Annotated in this window: 19 protein-coding genes; 2 read left to right on the top strand and 17 right to left on the bottom strand. The window is 43.7% G+C overall.

Translation table 11 applies throughout. The annotated features are described in order from the left end of the window. Positions 1–176: 176 nt before the first annotated feature. The 4 genes from FCL48_RS07330 to FCL48_RS07345 form a co-directional block, all read right to left on the bottom strand. Complete coding sequence (locus FCL48_RS07330) at positions 177–821, bottom strand: lytic transglycosylase domain-containing protein (protein WP_136871606.1); 645 nt, start codon at positions 819–821, stop codon at positions 177–179. Continuing rightward, a complete protein-coding gene (locus FCL48_RS07335) occupies positions 818–2125 on the bottom strand; it encodes a M18 family aminopeptidase (RefSeq protein ID WP_169309121.1) in 1308 nt (435 codons plus the stop codon). The genes FCL48_RS07330 and FCL48_RS07335 overlap by 4 nt, the downstream gene beginning before the upstream one ends. Before the next feature lie 62 nt (positions 2126–2187). Next, positions 2188–2898 carry a putative metalloprotease CJM1_0395 family protein gene (locus tag FCL48_RS07340; RefSeq protein ID WP_136871608.1) on the bottom strand — a complete coding sequence of 237 codons (711 nt, stop codon included), beginning with the start codon at positions 2896–2898 and terminating at the stop codon, positions 2188–2190. Between the two features lie 194 nt (positions 2899–3092). Next, positions 3093–4103, bottom strand: coding sequence for a hypothetical protein (locus FCL48_RS07345; RefSeq protein WP_136871609.1), 1011 nt, complete (start codon positions 4101–4103; stop codon positions 3093–3095). A gap of 304 nt (positions 4104–4407) precedes the next feature. Between FCL48_RS07345 and FCL48_RS07350 the strand changes: the two genes are divergently transcribed. Next, positions 4408–5337, top strand: coding sequence for a manganese-dependent inorganic pyrophosphatase (locus tag FCL48_RS07350; RefSeq protein ID WP_136871610.1), 930 nt, complete (start codon positions 4408–4410; stop codon positions 5335–5337). Positions 5338–5480: 143 nt separating this feature from the next. Here the strand turns inward: FCL48_RS07350 and FCL48_RS07355 are convergent, their stop codons facing one another. From FCL48_RS07355 to FCL48_RS07415, 13 genes are all read right to left on the bottom strand, one after another. Continuing rightward, entirely contained in the window at positions 5481–6284 is an 804-nt protein-coding gene (locus FCL48_RS07355; RefSeq protein WP_136871611.1) for a hypothetical protein, read from the bottom strand. A gap of 417 nt (positions 6285–6701) precedes the next feature. After that, positions 6702–7433, bottom strand: coding sequence for a TlyA family RNA methyltransferase (locus FCL48_RS07360; RefSeq protein WP_136871612.1), 732 nt, complete (start codon positions 7431–7433; stop codon positions 6702–6704). Between the two features lie 14 nt (positions 7434–7447). Continuing rightward, positions 7448–8533 (bottom strand): tetratricopeptide repeat protein, encoded by a 1086-nt coding sequence (locus tag FCL48_RS07365; RefSeq protein ID WP_169309122.1) that lies wholly within the window; start codon positions 8531–8533, stop codon positions 7448–7450. 31 nt (positions 8534–8564) lie between these two features. Then, entirely contained in the window at positions 8565–9860 is a 1296-nt protein-coding gene (tolB, locus tag FCL48_RS07370) for a Tol-Pal system beta propeller repeat protein TolB (RefSeq protein WP_240744779.1), read from the bottom strand. A 15-nt stretch (positions 9861–9875) separates the two neighbouring features. Then, a complete protein-coding gene (locus tag FCL48_RS07375) occupies positions 9876–10820 on the bottom strand; it encodes an energy transducer TonB (RefSeq protein ID WP_136871614.1) in 945 nt (314 codons plus the stop codon). Then, the gene (gene tolR, locus FCL48_RS07380) at positions 10821–11237 is read right to left on the bottom strand and encodes a protein TolR (RefSeq protein WP_136871615.1); all 417 of its coding nucleotides are present in this window, start codon (positions 11235–11237) and stop codon (positions 10821–10823) included. It abuts the gene before it with no gap. 5 nt (positions 11238–11242) lie between these two features. After that, positions 11243–11944, bottom strand: a complete 702-nt coding sequence (tolQ, locus tag FCL48_RS07385) for a protein TolQ (protein ID WP_136871616.1) — start codon at positions 11942–11944, stop codon at positions 11243–11245. A gap of 321 nt (positions 11945–12265) precedes the next feature. Next, entirely contained in the window at positions 12266–12712 is a 447-nt protein-coding gene (fabZ, locus tag FCL48_RS07390) for a 3-hydroxyacyl-ACP dehydratase FabZ (protein ID WP_136871617.1), read from the bottom strand. Then, positions 12712–13452, bottom strand: a complete 741-nt coding sequence (locus tag FCL48_RS07395; protein WP_136871618.1) for an SDR family NAD(P)-dependent oxidoreductase — start codon at positions 13450–13452, stop codon at positions 12712–12714. The genes fabZ and FCL48_RS07395 overlap by 1 nt, the downstream gene beginning before the upstream one ends. A gap of 11 nt (positions 13453–13463) precedes the next feature. After that, positions 13464–14867, bottom strand: a complete 1404-nt coding sequence (locus tag FCL48_RS07400) for an NAD(P)/FAD-dependent oxidoreductase (RefSeq protein WP_136871619.1) — start codon at positions 14865–14867, stop codon at positions 13464–13466. A gap of 166 nt (positions 14868–15033) precedes the next feature. After that, positions 15034–16425, bottom strand: a complete 1392-nt coding sequence (locus tag FCL48_RS07405; protein WP_136871620.1) for an NAD(P)/FAD-dependent oxidoreductase — start codon at positions 16423–16425, stop codon at positions 15034–15036. 6 nt (positions 16426–16431) lie between these two features. Next, the gene (locus FCL48_RS07410; RefSeq protein WP_136871621.1) at positions 16432–16683 is read right to left on the bottom strand and encodes an acyl carrier protein; all 252 of its coding nucleotides are present in this window, start codon (positions 16681–16683) and stop codon (positions 16432–16434) included. A 160-nt stretch (positions 16684–16843) separates the two neighbouring features. Beyond that, positions 16844–18079 carry a beta-ketoacyl synthase gene (locus tag FCL48_RS07415; protein ID WP_136871622.1) on the bottom strand — a complete coding sequence of 412 codons (1236 nt, stop codon included), beginning with the start codon at positions 18077–18079 and terminating at the stop codon, positions 16844–16846. Positions 18080–18668: 589 nt separating this feature from the next. Between FCL48_RS07415 and FCL48_RS07420 the strand changes: the two genes are divergently transcribed. Continuing rightward, entirely contained in the window at positions 18669–21014 is a 2346-nt protein-coding gene (locus FCL48_RS07420) for a cyclic nucleotide-binding domain-containing protein (protein WP_136871623.1), read from the top strand. Positions 21015–21049 lie beyond the last annotated feature (35 nt).

A 21049-nucleotide genomic window follows, 5' to 3' on the forward strand; every position in this document is an offset into this window, starting at 1 on the left:
TTTCAGGGGGGGGTTTGTAAACAGCAAATTTCACAGACAGGATCATTTATCACGAGTTTAATTGTCTCCACGACCTAAATAAACATAAAAAAATAGAAGAGATAAACGATATTTTATCTTCTACAGACAAGGGTAAGAAAAATCTTAAATAGATGTTCGGTCGTACTGTAGGTTACTCAGTACGAATGGGCTGGGAACACCCGGTTACGGAGAAGATACACATAGTAGGCATTAACCTTGCCGATGAGATTCTCTGTTTCCTCGTAGGGAGCGTGTCGTCCATTTTTGAGAGATTGTGTGTTTTCCCCAGCATTCCAGGCGGAAACGACAAGGTCCAGTTTGCCGTCAAATTTGGTGTTGTATTTGGCAATGAGGTAACAGGTAAGTAAGATATTGATTGCAGGGTCAAAGAGATCGGCCCTCGTGAGATTTTTCAGCTTATGTTTTCTAACATACCTGAAATTGGTTCTGGATTTTGCAAGTACCTGTCCTGCCTCCTGGCCCGTCGTGAGCAGTATCTGACCAAGGCCAAAGGCCTCTTTACTGGAAACGGCCCTGTGATTAGCGCTGGATTCCGCAAGAATCAGGGCTCTGACAAAATCAGCACTCACTTTATGATTGGGAACGAAGTAAGAAAAATTACAGAAATAGCGGATCAGGTGGTCGTAACGTTTCAGACGTTCGATGCTGTCCAGGCTCACTTCACTGTCTTTATACTTACGAACGGACTCGTAGAGGCCCGAATGCACAGGTGGTGCAGACATCTGCAGAATAAACATCAAGGTAAAGATAAAGACAATACGCGGTTGAACCTTTTTCATGTTAAGAGGAGTTGTTTATGGATATCACTGGATAAAAATTGAGCAAGTGAGCGGAACAGCAGCTCAGGGTCCTTGCTGCCGGTCAGCTCCCGAATTGAGTGCATGCCAAGGGTCGGCGCCCCGACATCCAGGGCGAGCACACCTAGGTGGGCGGAGGTGACCGGGCCTATGGTAGAGCCACAGGGTAGATCGCTTCGCATGACAAATTCCTGTGTTGTAACTCCAGCTTCTTCACAGATCTTTTTGTAAATGGCTGAACTCAGGCTGTTGGTTGTATAGCGCTGATTTGCGTTAACTTTGATGGCAACCCCTTTGTTGAGTTCGATGTGGTGGTGGGGATCCATGGTATCGGTCGCGTTTGGATGGGTTGCATGGGCATTATCTACAGAAATAAGAAAAGAATTACTGTAGCTTCGCTGTCTCTTTTCGGCTTCAGGGATGATTCTTTCAAATATCGAGGTGATAAATGAGCCTTGAGCACCAGTGGCAGACATCGATCCATTCTCTTCATGATTTGCAACATAAAACAAGGAGTTTCTGCGCTTGTCCGCTTGAATCATTGCCTTCGAACCGCTATGGGTACTGAGAAGATTATCAAGGCGAGCCGCTGCGATAAATTCATTATCTGTACCTATCAGGGCAGGTGTCTGAGTGTCCAGACAAAACAGATCAAAAGAATGTAAAGACTGGACCTTGCAGCCACTGTACTGTTCTTCAATACGGGTAAAAATCAACTCTTCCAGGCCCTTTGAATCACTGTTATTTGCTAAGGCGAATATGGGTGGAAGATCTTTTTGTTTATTAATCGAATGGGCGGTGTTGGCCTCCCGGTTGAAATGAATGGCGAGGGAAGGAATAGTGAGTATCGGCCGTTCAAAGTTTATGAGCAGGACCTTAAAAGACCCGTCTGTGAGAGTACAGCAGACCCGTCCTGCCAGGGTAAGGTCGCGGTCAAACCAGGTTGAGAGAAGTGGACCACCATACACTTCCACACCCAATTGATTATAGCCTTTTGACGTTCCCCCTGGAGCAGGTTTTATTTGCAGCCCTGGACTGTCGCTATGGGCGGTGATAATACGAAATCCATCGACATCTTTTTCACTGTCTCCAATGGTAAAGGCTATGAGTGCACTCTGTTGTCGTGTAATGAAATAGGAGTGACCTTTTTTAAGTTTCCACAGATCATTTTCTTTTAAATGGGAAAAGCCATGTCGAAGAAATGTTTCCTTTAGCGACTCAATTGCGTGAAATGGAGTGGGGGATTGCCGGAGAAAATCAAAAAGTTCCTGATTGTATTGAGTCATGGACATGTCGCGGGCATTTCAGATAGAGGTGAAAGGTAATGTCTGAACCTGAGTCGAAAGCATCATAAGGCTGACATTTGCTCGTAGGCTTGGATTGATGCTTTTAGAGAACTGACTGAAACCGGGTTGTTGTTTTGGTAATCGTCATAACGGGCTGAAGCTACAGGTGAATCACTACTCTTTTCAGCCTGTAGCAGTTCTTCCTGTTGTTCTTTAAGGAGTTCCTGTCTTGCCTGTGTTTCTTTAACCGTTGCCTGGGCTGCTACCTGGCGGTCTGTTGAAGATGGGCTTGCAGGAGCTAGGGCTGCTCGTTTAATGGTTTGCATTTTTTGAATTGTTGCATTCGGATCATTTTCAGCCGACATGTCAATGCCGACTTCACCCCCAACAGCATAAGTCTGCCCATCAGGACCTTTCTGATAGGTAAATGATGCCCCACCTGTCGCATAACCTCCTGCTGCAGAGAGATGTGCCTGTTCGTGAGCTCGTACCTCAACATCTCTTTGTTTGAGTTCAGTCAATTCGGCTACTTCTTCCTGATCCAGTTCGTTTGTCTTGTCAGAAGACGATTGCGGACTGGTCTCTACATCTTTATAAGATCTGCTTTTTTCTTTGCCCTCAGGAGACAGGGATACCGTGTCTGATCCAGCACTTTGCGTTGGTGCACCGGCCTGGTCAGCAGGTGCAGAAAGCGCCTGCGACGATACTACGCCTCGCTGGATCGGCGATTGAAGGATTGAGGCTTGTAATAGATTTGAGTGATTTAGTTCCATAGTGTCATTATGATTGAGTTCTCAACCTAGTGTATCGAATTTTTTTGAAGATGGCAAATCATGAGGGCAAAAACAATACGTGACCTAATAGGGGACGGTGTAGGCGTGGCTTTCTGAGACTTCATCAATAGACACATTACGGGATCAATAATTTGGGAGTGGACGGGAGCTATCACCGTTGAAAATAGCCGCCCTCAGTTATACTTCTCCTGTAAATCGTATAATTTATTGAGATACATTTCCCGCATATGGAGTGTATTACCTCCGTTTTCGATCTCTTCTATAAGAGATGCAATGCCAGGACGAATATCTATACCATGTCTGCTGTTACCGTCCATGTTTGCATCGTCGATTATGCGAATAGCGTAGTAACTGACCACCATTCGTGAATTGGAATCCCGGCGGAAAAGATACAATCGCCCCCCCATGGTGTGCAGGAAAAATCCCGCATAGTCATAGAGTGCATTGGAATTTATATCTATGGAATACGCTTTATTGAGGGCTTCCGGGTAGCTGGTGAGCGCATAAAACGATTGCAGAATCTCTTCGAAAGAACCTTTTTCCCGATCAAGTATTCCTTTTAAAATAAGGATGTTCTTTTTCCCCAGAATTCTAAAAAAATGTGCTGTGTTTTTCAGGAGGGTGAAAAGATCGTCGGTTTCACGAGTGACGATGGGTGGATTATCCAACAGTTTTTGAATGAGTTTTGAAAAATGTTCTTTGCTTGGTTGGCTCAGGTTGAATTCTTTCATGTAAGCTACTGAATCAAGATGAGTATAGAAAGTGTTCAGTTGCGTTATGAGCGTCTGTGGATCCACGGTTGTGGCAATCACACGGCCATCAGCACTATTGAGGGGGCCATTCTGTTGATCGGCAACAAAAGTGTCAGCCCCTTGCTCTTCACCGGATGTTGGTGAAGGTTGGCTCGTGTCCTTGATTTCAGGTAAGGCCCCTCCGCTGTCTGTTCGAGGAATGCCGGATTCAGCAATAGAGCTCAATGTGCCAGACGGATTGGCATTTAATGAGGTTTCTCCTGTGCCAGGAGAAATTGCTTCTTCCTGGGGAGCCAGGGTTTTTAAATAAAAATAAAACCCGGCAGTGAGCAAAAACACAGTTAAAATAAAGAAATAAAGAATAGTGTTAGAACTTTTTTTTGCTCGTGAGCGGGGAGATCCTTTATCGCTGCTATCGTGTATTTCAGGCATGGTCTTTGAATTATGAGGTTGTTGAAAACAGGGTGAAAAGCCATCTGAAAACCAAGATAATCTATGCACCTGCTAAAGTCACGGAAGATTAGGGTATTGCTTTGGCCTACATGATTTTTATGCCTGATAGACTGTTTTTCAAAGACCATTATTTTGTCAAGAACGTCAAGATAGATTTAATCCTTGACTGACTTCAATGAACACACTATTTTGATGTGTCAATTTAGAAAATTCAGCTTGTTTTATGTAATAATATAATAGGTTTTTTGGTTTTTAAGATTAATAATTTTTAGGAGGAACACTCATGGCTATTTCTGTTGTTGGACACGCTAATCCCGATACCGATTCCGTAACTTCCGCTATTTCCCTCGCTGCACTGCTTACTGCGCAAGGAAAAGAAGCTAAGGCATGTATGCAAATTGCTGCGGCTGATCTTAATCCTGAATCGACAACTGTCTTGAAGCGTTTTGGACTTCAAGCTCCCGAATTTTTAAATGATGCTGCTGGAAAAGAAATCGCTCTTGTTGATTTCAGTGATTTAGCTCAAGGTCCTGCTGGCTTAGACAGTGCCGATCTCGTTGCAATTGTTGACCATCACAAGATTGGTGATGTGACTACAAACAATCCAATTCTGTTTAGAGCTGAGCCTGTTGGCTGTACTGGCACCGTTCTGAACAAGATGTATAAAGAAGCAGGTGTTGCAATTCCTAAGGATATTGCCGGCGGTATGTTAGCTGCTATCTTAAGTGATACCGTCAATTTCAAATCCCCTACCTGTACCGAGGATGACAAGGTTGCAGTAGCTGAGCTGAAAGTCGTTGCAGGTGTTGATGACACCGATGAACTTTTCATGGAAATGCTCAAAGCAAAATCTGCCGTTGAAGGTATTCCTGCGAAAGATCTTCTTTTCCGGGATTACAAAGATTTTGATATGAAGGGCAGCAAAGTTGGTGTTGGTCAGCTTGAGCTTGCGACTCTTGATCAGGTTGCCGCTGTTCGTGAAGACCTCATCAAAGCGATGAAGGAAGTTAAAGCTGATGGGCGTCACTCTGTATTACTGATGCTGACTGATGTAGTGAAAGAAGGTACCGATCTGGTTGTTCTCTCTGACGATGAGGCTCTCATAGAGAAAGCCTTTGATGCAAAACTCGAGGGTGGCAGCATGTGGATTCCTGGAATGATGAGCCGTAAAAAGCAAACTGTTCCAAATCTTCAAAAAGCTTTTGGTTGCTAATAGTAACTCATTGAGATTGCCTGTATTGAGGCGATAAAAGGGGTTGATTACCATAAGGTAATCAACCCCTTTTTTTGTGCAAAACCTGAGAAAGTCGCGCTTTAAAAGAAAACAGAGGTCTATTTACTGATAATAAGGATGTCTTACTTTTTCGATTGTTTCTTGATGTCAGCATCAATAGTCCGGACAATATTTTCTATCTCCTCAGGAAAAGTAGTTGGTTGAACGGGAAGAAACCTGATACTCTTGGTATTGTATATTGATTCTGTACCCTCAGGTTCTGCAAGACGTCTCTTTTCAATCTCTTTTTTTAGCTTTTCTTGCTGCAGTTGAAGTCGCGCGACCTTGCTTTTACTGATACTGCTTGAAGAAGCATCAGATGCCAGGATTTTATTAAGTCTACTGGAAATATCTTCTTCTCTTTTCAGCAGTTCACCAAGGGGAAGGAGCCGGTCATTTTGCCATCCCTTTCCCTTCTTCCATGTAACATCCAGTTTCCCTAAATATTTTCCCCTGGTGGATGTCTGGGTAATAAGTGCATTGCCCACGAGCGCAGGGACCATGTTCCCAAGAGTTCTGTCGGAACTCATGATAATATCGATTTCAGGGAATTTTTTGGCAATATTATTATTTGTGGCTCCAGGGAGATTTGATAAAAGGATCAGTATGTCGCAATTTTTGTTGATATCATCGAGAGTTGATCGCAACGATTCTTGATAGGGTAGTAAATGGAATTCCTTGTTAAGACCAATGTCGTCAGTCAAGCCGATTATTCCAACCGTTACTGCTCCGATTTTTTTGGTAACGTAAGAAGAAGCGGGATGCCTGCCGTTTGCATCAACGAGATTTGCTGATAACCATGGGAAACCTTTTTCTTTGGTTTGCTGTATAAACCGATCACCGGCGGCGACATCAAGAGAGCTGATCGCAACAGCGTCGTATTCCATTTTTATGTAGGCATCTGCGATTCCCCTGGCGATTATCAGGGGAGCTGCGCCTCCATCTTTGACCGCATTTTTGAACAGGGACTTGCCTGCGTCCAGTAAAAGGAGAGAATCATGGGAGGTTCTTAGCTCTTTAATAAGATGTGCTCTACCGGACAGACCGCCCAGTTTACTTGATTTTCAACCACAGGCCTTATAATCGGCTGTGGTATTGTTACTAAAAATGATAGTAAACAGATCGTGAGGAACTACGTTCCCAGAACCATTTGAACCATAAGCAGAGGCGGCCAATGAAGTTGAAACAATGCAGGTCACGAGCAGTACGACACTTGCTAAAGTAAGTCTATGTAGTCTAAACATAAAATATTACCTCAAGGGTAGTGTGAAAATAATTCGTTGTAAGAATCTCACGCAGAAGGTTCAGGCAGAAGTGATGTGAATGAGAAATTCTGTATTACCTTTAGGGCCTAATATAGGTGAAGTGATAACATCTTTTACCAGAAGACCATTATCAACGACAAAGTTTTTAATTTTATCGATGGCTTTTTGGTGGAGTTCAGGTTCAGTCACCACACCTTTGGGCCCAATGTCATTTCTGGGAAGTTCAAATTGTGGTTTTACCAGGGCGATAATTGCAATTGTATCTGGAAAAAGAGGAAAAAGAGGAGGAAGTATTTTCGTCAGTGAAATAAACGATACATCCATGACAGCGAGCCCAATATCGGCATTTTTAATGTCAGCGGCAGTAATTTTTCTGGAGTTAAAACGCTCCAGCACGTGAACACGAGGATCCTGCCTTATTTTCCAGGCCAGTTGCCCATAAGCTACGTCGACGGCAAAAACCTGACGGGCGCCATTTTGCAATAAACAATCAGTAAAGCCACCAGTGGAGGCACCGATGTCCAGACAGCTTATTCCTTCTACAGCTTGATGGAAATGGCTTAATGCGTGGGAAAGCTTTAATCCGCCTCTGGAAACAAATGGACATTTCTGTTTCAGGCGAATAGCGACATCAGGGGCATAAACCGCCCCTGCTTTGTCAGCAATAGTATCGTTTACGTATACTTCTCCGGCGCCAATCCTTGCCCTGGCATCTTCCAGATCGACCACGTGGTGGAGATCAACCAGTAATTGATCAAGGCGAATTTTCAAGGCGTCAGACCCGCTTAAAGCTTTTCCAGGCGCGTTTGAGCAATTGCAGCCTCACTGCTGTTGCTATGCTTTTTGAGAACCTTTTTATAAATCACCTTTGCAGTGTCTTTATCTGCGAGTTTCTCAAAGGCCATCGCCTGTTTCAACATGGCAGCCGGTGCCTTGTTATGATTGGAGTTCTGAGCGATGATTTTTTGATACTGCATTATTGCCTTATCATACTCTTTTTGATCAAAGAGACACTCTCCCATCATGTAGCGAGCGTCAACCTGTTCAGCTGCATTAGAATTTGAGGCAATATCTTCAAATATTTGAAGGGCCTGGCTGTATTTTTTTTGTTCATAGAGTTTAGTTGCTTCAGCAAAGCTACCTGTTCCTCCAGAGCTGTTGCTTGCGATAGCTGGTGCCACAACCTCTTTTGGAGCAGAAGGTGTTACTGCAGAAGTTGTAACTGGTGCAACAGATGGGCTTGATGCAGGTTGAATGGCCGTATCAGGAACAGTAGGCGGGGCAACGACGCTGTGCTTTATTTTTGCTTTGTCTACCTTTAATTGCTGTGTTCCACTCAGATTGCTATTGGCAGAGTTTGATCGATTTTTAGCCAGCTCAGCTGAAATTGCAGCTTCTTTGGCACGGCGTTCAGCTTCTTTAATGCGAGCCTGTTGGATTGCCTTGACATTTTCTTCCTGTTGGCGAATCTTCTCGTTTAATAGCTGGGTGAGCTTTTCTTCTTTCTCCCGTTGTTGCTCTTCAATTTTTTTTAGGGCCTCTTCACGTTGTGAAGCCTCATTCTGAGCAACGCTTGTAATTGTCTCCCCAAGCTCTTTATTTTGTTCTCGGAGCCGTTGATTGAGATGGTAGGACTCCTCAAGCTGACTTTTCAGTTGCATGATATCCTGTTCAAGGATATCCATCTGACCCGAGGCGGCCGCTTGCCGTTTCTGCAGGCGATCAACCGTATCGGATTTCATGTCATCGACCTTTTTATTCACAATGCGCAGCTGATACCGTAGTTCTTCTACATCCTGCTGTGAAGCACAGCTGACAAGGAGGGGGGCCATTGAAAGAAGTAGACCGATTTTCAAGACTGTCTTTTTCATATTTTTATTTAGATAGAAGTTATACTTAGTTTTATCTGGACCATTGAGGGTATGATTGTGATCCTGAAAGAGTAAAGATCCTACGCTGATAAGAACCATTCTTCATTATACAATAAATCTGGGTCCTTTTGCCATCACGTTTTGCAAAGATTATCTGCTGCCCATCCGGCGACCAGCTTGGTGATTCGTGATGGCTCAGGTCATCGGTGACCTGCTGAGGCGGTTTGTTTTGTAATGGATCAAGACTAAACAGCTGATAAACACCGTCTCTGAGGCTTGAGTAAACGATAAGATTCTCTGTCGGTGACCAGGAAGGCTCTGCATTTTCCGAGCCATCGAAGGTCAGACGTTTAACTTTTCGAGTTCTAAAGTCCATCAGGTAAAGTTGCGGCTTACCGCTCCTGTCAGAAACAAAAACAATATTATTCCCATCCGGAGACCAGGTTGGCGAAACATTGATTCCAGCGTGGTCGGTCAGTTGCTCTATAATCTCACCTTGCTGGTCTGTAAGATAAAGATCGGGGGTGCCATCTTTAGAGAGTGTGAGGATCATGAATCTACCATCCGGTGACCAGGCGGGGGCCAGGTTAAGTCCCTTGCGTCTGCTCAATGCTTTTGTTGTTTTACTCTGACTTAAATCTGTAATGTATAAATTCTGATTCCCAGTATGATATGAGGAGTAGGTGAGATAATTTCCACCGGGGACAAATCTTGGTGAAACAGTCAGGTGTTTGTGTCGGGTTACCTGTCTGAATTTGTGGCCAAGAATGTCGGTTAAGTACACTTCTTTTATAGAATTATCCTGGTTGATAAAGGCGATTCTGCTTGCTGCAATACCAGGCGTTCCAGTGAGCGCTTCAATAACACTGTCACAGTATTTATAAATTATTTTATCGGACTGCTCCATGGTACCGGAAAAAGTTTTACCCATAATCACTTCTTTTCCAGCAACGTCATAGAGGCGCATTTCGTATTTAACGTTGTCTGCTGAAATAGTGTATTGCCCCAAAATGGCATAGTCCGCTCCAAGGCTGGACCAATTGGCATCCTGCACACCACCGTAGTCTCCTGTTGGAATAATAGAAATGATTCCATGGAACTCGAGAGCTTTGGCTAAGGTGTCTGCGGCATCACGGCCCTGGCGCTGTTTCTTACCACCAAGGTCACTATTTTCAAACCAGGGTACTGCAATTTTAATTTTCCTTGTTTCAGTGGTGGTAATATCGAGATATACCCGCTCGGCTGAAAATGAAGGTAACGCAATGAGCAACAACATCACGCTTGCGAAAAAAGCTGAAAAATATTTTACTGTAGATGATTTTTGCATGTGTCTCATTTCCAATTATTGAATTCCACCGGGTTTGAAATTTAAGCCAATCTCCACCCTCTGTTTTTTCATTGCCGCAGGTATCGCAGGCATAGGGTTAGCCGCCTCTATAGTTGATCGAACAAACTGGTCAAAAACTGTATCTCCAGAACGATTTTCAAAAAAGATATTCGCAATCTGGCCATTCTGGTTGATTGTTATTACAGCAGTCGACATCAACGCTGATTGTTTCTGCATAGATTCAGGAAGAGCCCAGAATTGTAAAAGCCGGTTGGTTATTGCCGCATAGTACATTCTTTCGATCTGGCTGTCACTGGAACTGCTGACTTTGGTGCTTGTACTGTTCACTTTTGTCGGACCTGTTACCTGTGAGGTGGAAGAACTCTTTGCCTGCATCGGGGCAAGCAACTGCTTTTCCATTTCTACAGCTTCTTTTGCCAGTCTGGCTTTTTCGGCAAGAAGCTCCTCTTCACGTATGGCGTCCGCGAGTTCCTGCCTTCTTTTTTTGGCCAGAGCGTCGTTGTTAGGTTTGGGCTTTGGAGTTGGCTTGACCGTTTCTTTTGGCGGTGTTTCAACCTTAGGCTCTTCGATTTTTTTGACCACCTTTTTCTTTAATGGCTTCAATGAGACAGCCTTGACTGGTGCTGCCTCCTGAGGCGGTGTCGGGTTGTCAAGTGCCACAGCTTTTTGGGCAGGAGCTGGTTTTGCCACTTTTTTTACTTCAGGTTTTGGCTGTGCAACCTTTGGTGGTGTAGGAGGAGGTGGCGGTTCGGCCACAGGCTCAGCCACGTTGATGATACTGACCGTGTAGATGTCAGCAAAACGGGGTTTGGCCTCGAACAAACCGGGCAGGAATATGCTGCTTAAAATCAGCAGTACATGGAGTCCTATAGCCAAATTGAGTGGTAGTTTCCAATCGTTGGAAACCACTTGTGTTGTTCGGTAGTTTGGATTCAACATTTACTTGTTTTCTGGCTGTTTTGTAACCATACCGATTTTATCAAAGCCAACAGATTTAATAGTATCCATGAGTTTTGCAACTTCACCATAGGCAACCAGTTTGTCAGCACGTAAATAAATTGCCTGTTTTGCATCTTCCTTGAATTTTTTGTCCAGCTCCTGAATAAGAAGGTCGTTGGCAAGGGGAATCTCATTGACAGTAGTAATACCATCTTTATCAAGGGTTATTACAATAGGGTGTTCTTCCTGACGTAGTGATTTAGACGTGGTTTCAGGGAGATCAACATCAAGACCCTGAGTCATCATTGGGGCTGTCACCATAAAAATGATGAGCAACACAAGCATTACATCTACCAGGGGGGTTACATTTATTTCTGAAACGAGCCGTTTTTTACCGTTTCCGCGCATTGGACCCATAATTGTTACACCCTGCTCATAAGATCTCTTTCAACAAGATTGAGAAAATCTGTAGAAAAATTGGAGATTTCTCCATCGATTACGTCAATTTTATTTGCGAAATAATTATAAAAAATAACAGCAGGTATGGCAACTGCAAGCCCTGCAGCGGTCGCCACAAGAGCCTCTGATATACCTGGTGCGACAACAGATAAAGAAGCTGAGCCTTTTTGGCCAATTTCGTGGAAAGAAGCCATGATACCCCAGACGGTGCCAAATAAGCCGATAAATGGAGTGGCGCTTCCCGTGGTGGCAAGAAAGGGGAGGCTGGCTCCCAGTATACCGAGTTCCTGGGATTCTGCTTTTCTAATGGCGCGTTTGAGGTTGTCCATGGTGGCAAGCTGCATATCGAGAGTCTCTGCCTGGGTTACACTCTCTTTTCTCGATCTGATTTTGTTGATTTTTTGCAGCTCTGTAAAACCTGCGATAAAAACAGATGCTTGAGGAGAGTATTCAAACTCTGTCGCAGAGGCGTGGGCTTCGTTGAGATTAGCCGATTGCCAGAAACTCTCAAGAAAATCTTCAGAGTCGAGGCGTACCTTTTTCAACAGCCTTGATTTCATGATGACGATGGACCATGACACAACGGAAAAGATCAGAAGTGTGAGCATTACCAGCTGGCCGATGGGGCCAGAATTGAGAACCATTTCAGTGATTGTTAACTGCACGTGTGAATACCTGTAAGTTTGATTGTAATGAAGAAATTGAGCTTCAGTGTAATGTATCTATTGTTTTGGTAAAAACTGCATATTATTTCTCTTTGGGGTCGACTAACTCAAGAAATGGGGAGGTCGCCACTATATAAAATGTATAGGGAATTACAGGGGTGAATATTAAACCGGAACATAGGAATGTTGTCACCTTTATTCTTTTACGACCAGTTATCTTACCTAGTTTTACCAAAAATTCAACAGGTCAATGATAAGGTGAAAAGAATGTTCTCTGTGAGTCGAAAAAGTGCAAAATTTGCTCTAGGATCTTGGAGTGTTTCAGCGAGAATCCGCAGACGGGGTCATGGAACATGCAAATGCAGTCTGTACTGCCGTTTTCCCGTTCACTTTTAAGGTGCCTTTGAAAAAACTGACATTTGAGATGATTTCCTGAAGATCGACTTTAATCCTGGTTACATCGCCCGGATAGACGCCACGTTTAAACTTGGCGCTATTGATCCGGGTTAAAACGGGGACCAGGCCCTGGGCGGCAAGCTCGGCGCCTGTCCTCGCCATAAGCAGGGCACCACTTTGAAAGATAGCCTCACAGAGGAGGACTCCTGGAGTTATTGGGTTGCCGGGATAGTGACCTTTAAAAACCTCATGATCCTCAGGGATCTGTTTTTCTGTTTCAATGGATGTGTCGGTGCAGGAAATAATACGATCAACCCAGAGAAACGGTGGCCTGTGTGGAATGAGGTTTTGGATCTCTTCAAGTGCAGGCATTATAGCCCTCCCGTGACATCAAGTGTGGTTCCTGTGATATAAGAAGCTTTTTTACCGGCGAGAAAAATAACGGCGTCTGCAACCTCCTGTACTGACCCAAAGCGTCGCATCGGTACAAGCTTTTTATATTCCGTTATTTGGTCGTTGCTCAGGCCATTGAGGAAATCGGTGGCAATAAATCCAGGAGAGACACAGTTTACAGTTATTTTTTTCTTTGCGACCTCTTTTGCAAGAGTTTTCGTCAAGGCAATTTGTCCGGCTTTAGAGGCTGCATAGTTAGCCTGACCTGTAAAGCCAAGGCGTGCAACTGGGGAGGTGATGTTGATAATTCGCCCATATTTATTCTGCATCATAAACAAAACGGCGTGTTTGGACATGAGAAAGCTTCCTGTTAGGTTTACATCAAGAACCTTCTGCCATTTGCCTGTATCCATGAGTGCAACCACCGCATCCTGGCGAATACCTGCATTGTTGACCAGCACATCAAGCTTGGCATAATCCTTTTGAAGGTCTGCAAATAAGGCAACGACCGCCTGCTCCTGGGATATATCACACGGATATAGTCTGAATTGTTCTGCATAATTCTGGTTGTCACGGCTGAATTTTTCAGCTCCTTCAGCGTTTCCTGAATACACACCGATGACAAAGGCACCCATGTGGATGAAGTTCTCCGCTATTGCTTTGCCGATACCTCGTGTCGCACCGGTGATAAGGACATTCTGGCCAGTAAAATCTTCCACTTTTTTCTCCGTTAGGCTCTGAGATAGCTGTCAACGTCATTGGATACAATGACGCCATAATTTATGGCTCCAAGCCAGCCGGACATTATAATCCCTACTGAGCCTACGTGGAAAAGGCCTCCGACTTGCTTGTGAATCGACCTTGAGACATCAAGGCCCTCAAATTTAGTACCAAAACTCGTGCCGCGGGTGTGTAGGGTGTAGGTGTTAAATGTTTTCGGAGTAGCAGCCTCCACCCAGTCGATTTTTTCTGTAACGCCTGGGATGTATTTTTCAAGATCCTTGATAGAACGGTCAATGAGTGACTCTTTTTCGGCGAGGTATTGTTCTTTGGTCAACTCGGCCCAGTCACTATAGCGGCTGTTCATTGAGGCGACAATGGTGTAACGATCATGACCAGGTCTGGTCTTGGGATAGTAAATAGAAAATGTTTTTGATTTTGTATGGAGGTCAAGGAGTTCTTCAGAGTCAAATTCATCTGCGGTTGAAGTAAACAGAAGGTCACCAACGTCTTCGATGGTCTCTCCTTTTTTGATTCCCATGTAAACCTGGCAACTCGAGTTGTTGACTCTGACCGCTTTTGCCTTTGTAAGGAACTCATCACTGTAATGGTGACTTTCGGTCAGATTGAAAATGGTGTTTGTGATACCACTGTTTGAAACCACAGCCGTTGCCTTAATTGTGGTACCGTCTACAGAGACTCCGCACACCTTACCCTTTTCTATTAGAATTTTATTGACCTTGGCTTTGGTGCAGATGGTCACTCCATTTTTTTCGAGCTCTTTTTCCATCATGCCGATCAGTTTGTCGGTACCACCCGAAAAGGTATAGACTCCCTTATTCATGAAATTTGAGAAGACGATACCATAGGTTATGGCCGGATCATCTAGGGTCGAGCCGTTTGCGTAGGTGATCGGTTCCATGAGAAGTCGGTGTATATCGCTTCTGCAGGGGAAAAATTCCTCGAACAGCTCTCTTGTGGTCATGGATTGATCGTCATAAAAGTTCATTGAAGTAACGGTGTCAAAAAACTTTTTAATAGTTGATGCTTCCACACCAAAACGGGTTTGCAGAAGGTGGGTAAAGTCTTCTTTGTTAAAGGTCGTTTTGAGATTGAACTGCGGGTTGTTAAAAACAATGTTCGGGAGTTGTACTATGGACTGCATGATCTCTTTATTCCAGTATTTCTTGCAGGTTTTTACCATTCCATAGGGAAACCCATGTAGAGAAATATCAAAGATATGTCCACGGCGTTTAAACCATGTGGCAAGGCCACCGAGCCTGTGATGGTGTTCGAGAAGCAGTACCTTATGCCCGCAATAGGCAAGACGGTTGGCTGTCGTAAGTCCGCCAAGACCTGAGCCGATTATTATGACGTCGTATGATTCTTGAAGATCTTTGAGAAATACTGGCATAAATAATATCTGTTTGGAGTAGGGGTTATTATTTTACAGGTCCACCGGTGTTTTTTTGTATGCTCTATAGAGACCACTCGAAAGCAGGTCGGGCAGCCTGTCAGGAGTCCAAGAACGAAGGAAAACACATAGGTTACAAAATTCGCCTTATACCTGTAAGCATAAATTATATTTTAGGAAGTATCTGTTGATTGACAATGGAGACACCGCTGAGCATTGATCCAACTATGCCTAAAAACCCCTGGTCAGTTCCGGCAATAAAAAGGTTGTGGTAGCCGATATTGCCGTCTTTGATTTTAACTGGGTTCCCGTAGATTGCTCCTTTGTGTTTGGAGGTGTAGCGCTCTATGGTAACAGGTGTGAAGGTATTTTCAAAGACTATATCCTTTGTAAAATTGCCAACTATGGTTTCAAGTACATTTCTGGATTCAACCGCCGCCTGACGTTTTTTTTCAAGATACGCCGCAGGATCTGCCGAAAGCTTTTTCCATCTGCTGAAATCCGCCAGATGTGTTGAGCGAATCTCTCTATTTTTTTTAGGTGGTAACCCAGAAAAAGAGCCGGGAAAACAGATGACCCCGCTTGATGGGTCCAGGTAGTCGGAAGGGGAGCGATATTGAAAAGTTTTTGTTGTGTTGTAAAAAATAATTGTTGTGTCTTCAGGCAGCGTACTGGTGCTGGCTTCCTGCAGTTCATAAATAGTTTCAATAAAGCCAAGTCTTTTGTCAGCTGGAGGGGTGATCTGCCCGGGAGGGTTCATAAGAGCCCTGGTTTCGTCTGAACCGATGGTTGAAAGGAGGTATGAACATTCGATAATCTCCCCTGATGCAAGCTCCACCCCGGTAACCCTATTGCCCGAGTGGATGATTTTTTTTACCCTGCAGTTTGTTCTTGTGATGCCACCCATTGCTTCATAATGGGAGATCAGCGTGTCCAGAAAGTCTTTTATAGTGCCTTTTGGGCGAAACATTCCTTCCATGTATATGGCCCTGAACATGATGGCGAATTGATTCAGATCCATATCATTTTCATAGCTCGATCCATAAAACATGAGAGGGCACATGAGCATATCTACAAAGAGCGGGTCACCGAATAACTCTGATAAATATTGTTTGGCTGAGCGAAAAGGGGAGAGAGTAAAGGGATCAAAGAGATCAATAAACTTCTTCAGTTGGATGAATTTGTCATGGATGTGAGGGAATTTCGCTTGAATTTCTGCATCAAACAACTCAGGCTGGTTGGAAAAAAAGAGTGACTCATGGCCATGAAAATCTATTTTGCTTTTATATTGCTGGCAGAGAGAAAGCTCCTTGCGTTTAAGCTTCAGTTGCCTGAGCAGTCTGTTTAATGGGGCTTGCTTATCTCCGGTCTCTGCATAGTTAGTGATTGCATGAAGGCCAGTCTCGTAAAGAACCTTGTTGCGATAAAAATACGAATTCAACCCACCGAGACGGCTGTGCTGTTCTAGAATTTGTACATTGAGAGAAAAACGAGCAATACGAATTGCGGCGGCAATGCCTGAAAGGCCGCCGCCGATTACCAAAACTGGAACAGTCACGAGAATTTAAGCGTCTTTTAAAAGTGGCTCAAGGTACATCACGCAGCTGTTGAGAGTTGCAAGATTTGGGTAATCTTCTTCAGGAATCTGCAGCTGGTGACGTTTTCTGAGTTCCATGACAATGTCGAGGAAGTCCATGGAATCTAAATCCAGTTGATCACGCAGGGGTTGATCTGGATCAAGACTGTCAAAATCCGCCTCATCGTCAATATCTTCAATAATTTCCAGTACCAGATCTTTTATCTCTTCATTCGTCATGTAATTCTCCGGATTTAACGTGTGGTGCTTATTCGTCTTTAAAATAAACATGCGCAGAAAACATTGCGCAGGGATGGCTCTATATTAACGGCAAAACAATTTCTATAACATACCTGAGCCATCTTGTTTATAAAATTTTTTAATTTGAAAATAAAATGTATCAGCTCCTGTACTTTTTTACAATGATGGTTGAATTAATACCTATCATTCCAAACGAGTTGTTCAGGATCGTGTTGACATTGTCAACGGTAATGGCTTTGTTGATAACGAGATTATTTAAAGCACATTCACTGTCGAGAGTATCAATGTTGATCGTGGGATGGATAATATTATCATCAAAGGACGGCAGATTCCCAGCAAGTTCAAGGACGCCGGCAGCTCCCATGGCATGACCGATGATACTTTTGGTGTTATTCACATAAGTTGAGGTGCAGTCCCCAAACACTTCCCGGATTGCTTTGCATTCTTCTATGTCGCCCTGTTTGGTACCTGTCGCGTGGGTATTGATCAGATCAATTTCTGCAGCATCAAGACCGGCCCGCTGCAGGGCAAGCTTCATGCATTCCGCCTGTCGCGGTCCATAGGGAAGTACATAGTCTTTTGCGTCGGAATTCATGGCGTATCCAACGATCTCACCATAGATATGAGCGCCTCTTTCAAGAGCTTTTTCGAGTAATTCGATGGTATAGATACAGCCACCCTCCGAGATGACAATGCCGTTGCGGTTCTGATCAAAGGGCCGTGTTGCAAGTTTCGGGTCGTCTGCTGAACCCAGCGCGTTTTGCGCCTTAAAGCTTGCAAAAATACCAAAAGAGCCTACCGACTCTGAAATTCCACCGGCTAGGGCCATGTCGATTTCTCCCAGACGAAGCATCTGAACAGCCTGTATCAAAGATGCGTTGCCAGCAGCACAGGCTGCGCCAATGGAATAATGCGGGCCATGAATATCCAGATTCATGGTGATTTCTCCCGCAGGATTATTCAGAACTGTTCTGGGGTTGTGGTGATGGGTCCAGTAATCTACGTTGTAGTCATATTTACTGATATTATAGACCTCATTTTCAGTTTCCACCGTTCCATGCTCTGTCAAGCCAACATACACACCAATTCGGGCGGAGTCGTAGATGGACAGGTCAAGACCAGCATCTTTAATTGCTTCGTTCGCACAGTACACACCAATACATCCTGCACGGGTACCCTTTTTATTTTCTTTTTTCTTGCGGTAAAGGTTCTCTGGAAAATCACACACGCCTGCGGGGGCTTTGCCGAAATATCTCAGGTCAATTTCTTTAATTTCACTAGTGCCATTTATGAGCTTTTTTCTGAAATCTTTTAAATCATTGGCATTTGGAGCAGTAAGACCGACTCCTGTTATAACAATTCTGGAATTTAGCATAATCTTTTTTAGGTGAATATAGAGATGTGTACGTAAAATATTAATAAAGGTTACGTAATGAAAGTTTCGCAGTATAGGATATTAGTCTGGTATATTGTCAGCACCCAGAGGAGGCAATTTAGAGCACTTTGCACCAAAATTCAATTTTTATATACGGCTCTGTGTCGAAATAGCATGCGCCATGCGGGTACAGGTTGATTTTATGGTCAAGAAAATGCTATTTTTTCGATAGGATTACTTTATCAGGCAACGTGAACGGAACTCAGAACAAACAAGCACCGTTTATCCTGAGGTTAATATTGTCTGGATGGTAGAAGAAAACTATTGACCTTTAAGGCTTTTTTGTTAGGCATAAGGTGCGTTACAATGGTATGGTGTATCCTTTAAAGTTGCCAAAAACTTCGGCTCTGTATTTAGCCATTAGAAAACCATCAATTGCTTCTTGTGTTAAACTGAATAAAGTGGCAAGAGGCAGTGCTGAAGCTCACACTGCTTCCACTGGTGCTACGTTTTGGTTGATCCGCCTGTGCACTTGTACTTATGTTCACAACAACGAAACTATAGAAATAATATTTACGACACTACTTTAATGCAGAAAAATCAAAATAAAGACGTCCTAGAGAGTGTTAAGCAATCCATAGAAAAAGCTGAGAAAGAACGGCGAAAAATCCGTTTCGAACATAATTTTGTCAAATTACAACAGGGAGGAGTACAGGTACTCCAGAACGATGAGTTTCTCACGGATTTTTTAGACTACCTGAAAAGCATAGAAGAGCTTAATTCTGACAACGATAAAGCAGCTGTTCGTTGTCTCAAGAGAGCCGTAGTGATAGAAGAGATCAGTATCAGAGAAAGGGCGCTGGCCATTGTCTCGCAATACTCTCAGTTTGTGCATGACAGGAACAATCAGCTCGGCATATCTACCGTCGTGGAATGTTTTCATAACTGGCTTCTTTTTGAAACCGAAGTCCTGCCAGGTTCGGTGGTACTCTATAAAAGGATCGAGGAGGTAATGGAGTGGTTGATTTATAAGGGGCATGTCAAGGATGCAGGGAGTGTGCTTCTGATACTTTCTCAGATATATCAGGGCCAGATCGATAAGAATCCCGCAATTCGGGGTATGGTTGGGAAAAGCATTGATACCCTGAAGAAGAAATCCATCCTTGAGACCCTGACAGACGGCTATCTCTCTGAAAACGAAAACAAACCCTACTACAAAAAGTTTCTCACCCTTCTTGGATCTGGCTCTATTAATTACCTGTTAAATCGCGTTATTGCCAGCCACAGCAGGAAAGAGCGTCTTGCCATTGTTGATTTAATACAACTGTATGGAGATGAAGCAATACCTATTCTGCTGAAATGTCTGCAAACGGACCCCTCCTGGTCTGTTGTCAGAAACGTCATCTACATTTTGGCTGAAATTGGTGGACTTGATGTATATAAGAAGATCGAAGTGTATTGCAAATATCCCGATGAAAGGGTGCAGCTAGAGGTGGTGAGGTTTATTGCCCGATTCACAGGAGAGGAAAAAAATAACCACCTTATTCACGCCTTGGCAATTGTTGGGGAGAGGCTCAAAATTCATGTATTGCGCCTGCTCACAGAGCAGGACGTAAAAAATGAAGATACTTTTAATGCAATACGTGATCTTGCACAGTTGCGGGCTAGTTTTTCAGCATCGACGGGTGTTGAACTCCTCAGCGCTATTATCACGTCTTTGAAATTTTTCCCTTGTAGGGAAAGCGTTGATTTACTGCAGGAGATGAAAAACGATTACAGCAGGAGTGTGAGTGGTCGCCAGATTGTACTGTTGATTGATGAGGCATTGAACATCATTGAACCACAAATTCGCCACAGCCAGCAGAAAAAATCCATTATTGATGATATGGTTTCTTTTGAAGCCGATCCGGTGGCAAAACAGATGGCTCGCTCGGTTTTACAAGATATTGAGCAACAGGTACAAAAGTATATTGAGAAAGGTCAACAGAAGGAGGCTGGAGGACTTATATACGATCAGGCCGTTGCTGCACTCAATCACAAAGATTATACCGTCGCTGAAACCCTGAGGGACCGTCTTCTGGATGTCAATCCGCTTGCTCTGTCTGAAGTTATCCAGCTCGGAGAGTTGATTGAAGAGCATAAGAGCAGCTCCATCACCAGCCACCATATAGAAATATGGAATGAATTGTATGAGGAAATGACTTCAGAAGAGTTTAGTACCTTGTACTATGCACTGCGTCTCGAAAATTATAACAAAGATGATGTGATTGTAAAAAGTGGGGAAACCGACACAAACCTCTATTTTGTTAATTCCGGTTATTTGAGTCTGAGCTGTCTTGCTGGAGGTAAAGAGATCTTTTTGAAAAGGATGCAGCCAAGCGACATTCTTGGGGCAGATCAGTTTTTTTCAGCATCTGTCTGGACGGTCACCCTCAAGGCCTTGTCTGCGGTACAGCTTCATGTACTGGACCAGTCTAAATGGAGTGAAATTGTAGATATGGAACCTGGTATTGAGGATAAACTTCAGCGTTATTGTGAGAAGCATAAAAATATCTCTCAGCTGCTGAAAATGTCTGGGGATGACAGGCGGGATTACCCCAGACACTCGGTATCTCTGATAACTAAAAACATGTTGCTTGACCCATACGGCAAAAAAACGAAACGGACCTTTAACGGTGAGCTTTTGGATATATCTAAAGGCGGTCTGGCTTTTACCATTCGATTTGCCAAAAAAGATAATGCGAAAATGTTGTTGGGACGCCAGATTATAACGACCATTGCCGTTGATGGCAAAGAAATGAAACCATGTAGCGGAGTCATTGTAGGGGTTAAAATACATGACCCGATGATGTATGATTTCTCTGTTCATGTAAAATTGTCAAAAAAACTTGACGATTCTCTGCTTGTTAAAGTTATCTCAGCATCTCGCAGCTGACTGGCTGTCTATCGAATAACACCGTATTCTGTGAT

Source organism: Desulforhopalus sp. IMCC35007 (assembly GCF_005116575.1).
In the GTDB taxonomy this organism is placed as follows: Bacteria; Desulfobacterota; Desulfobulbia; order Desulfobulbales; family Desulfocapsaceae; genus Desulforhopalus_A.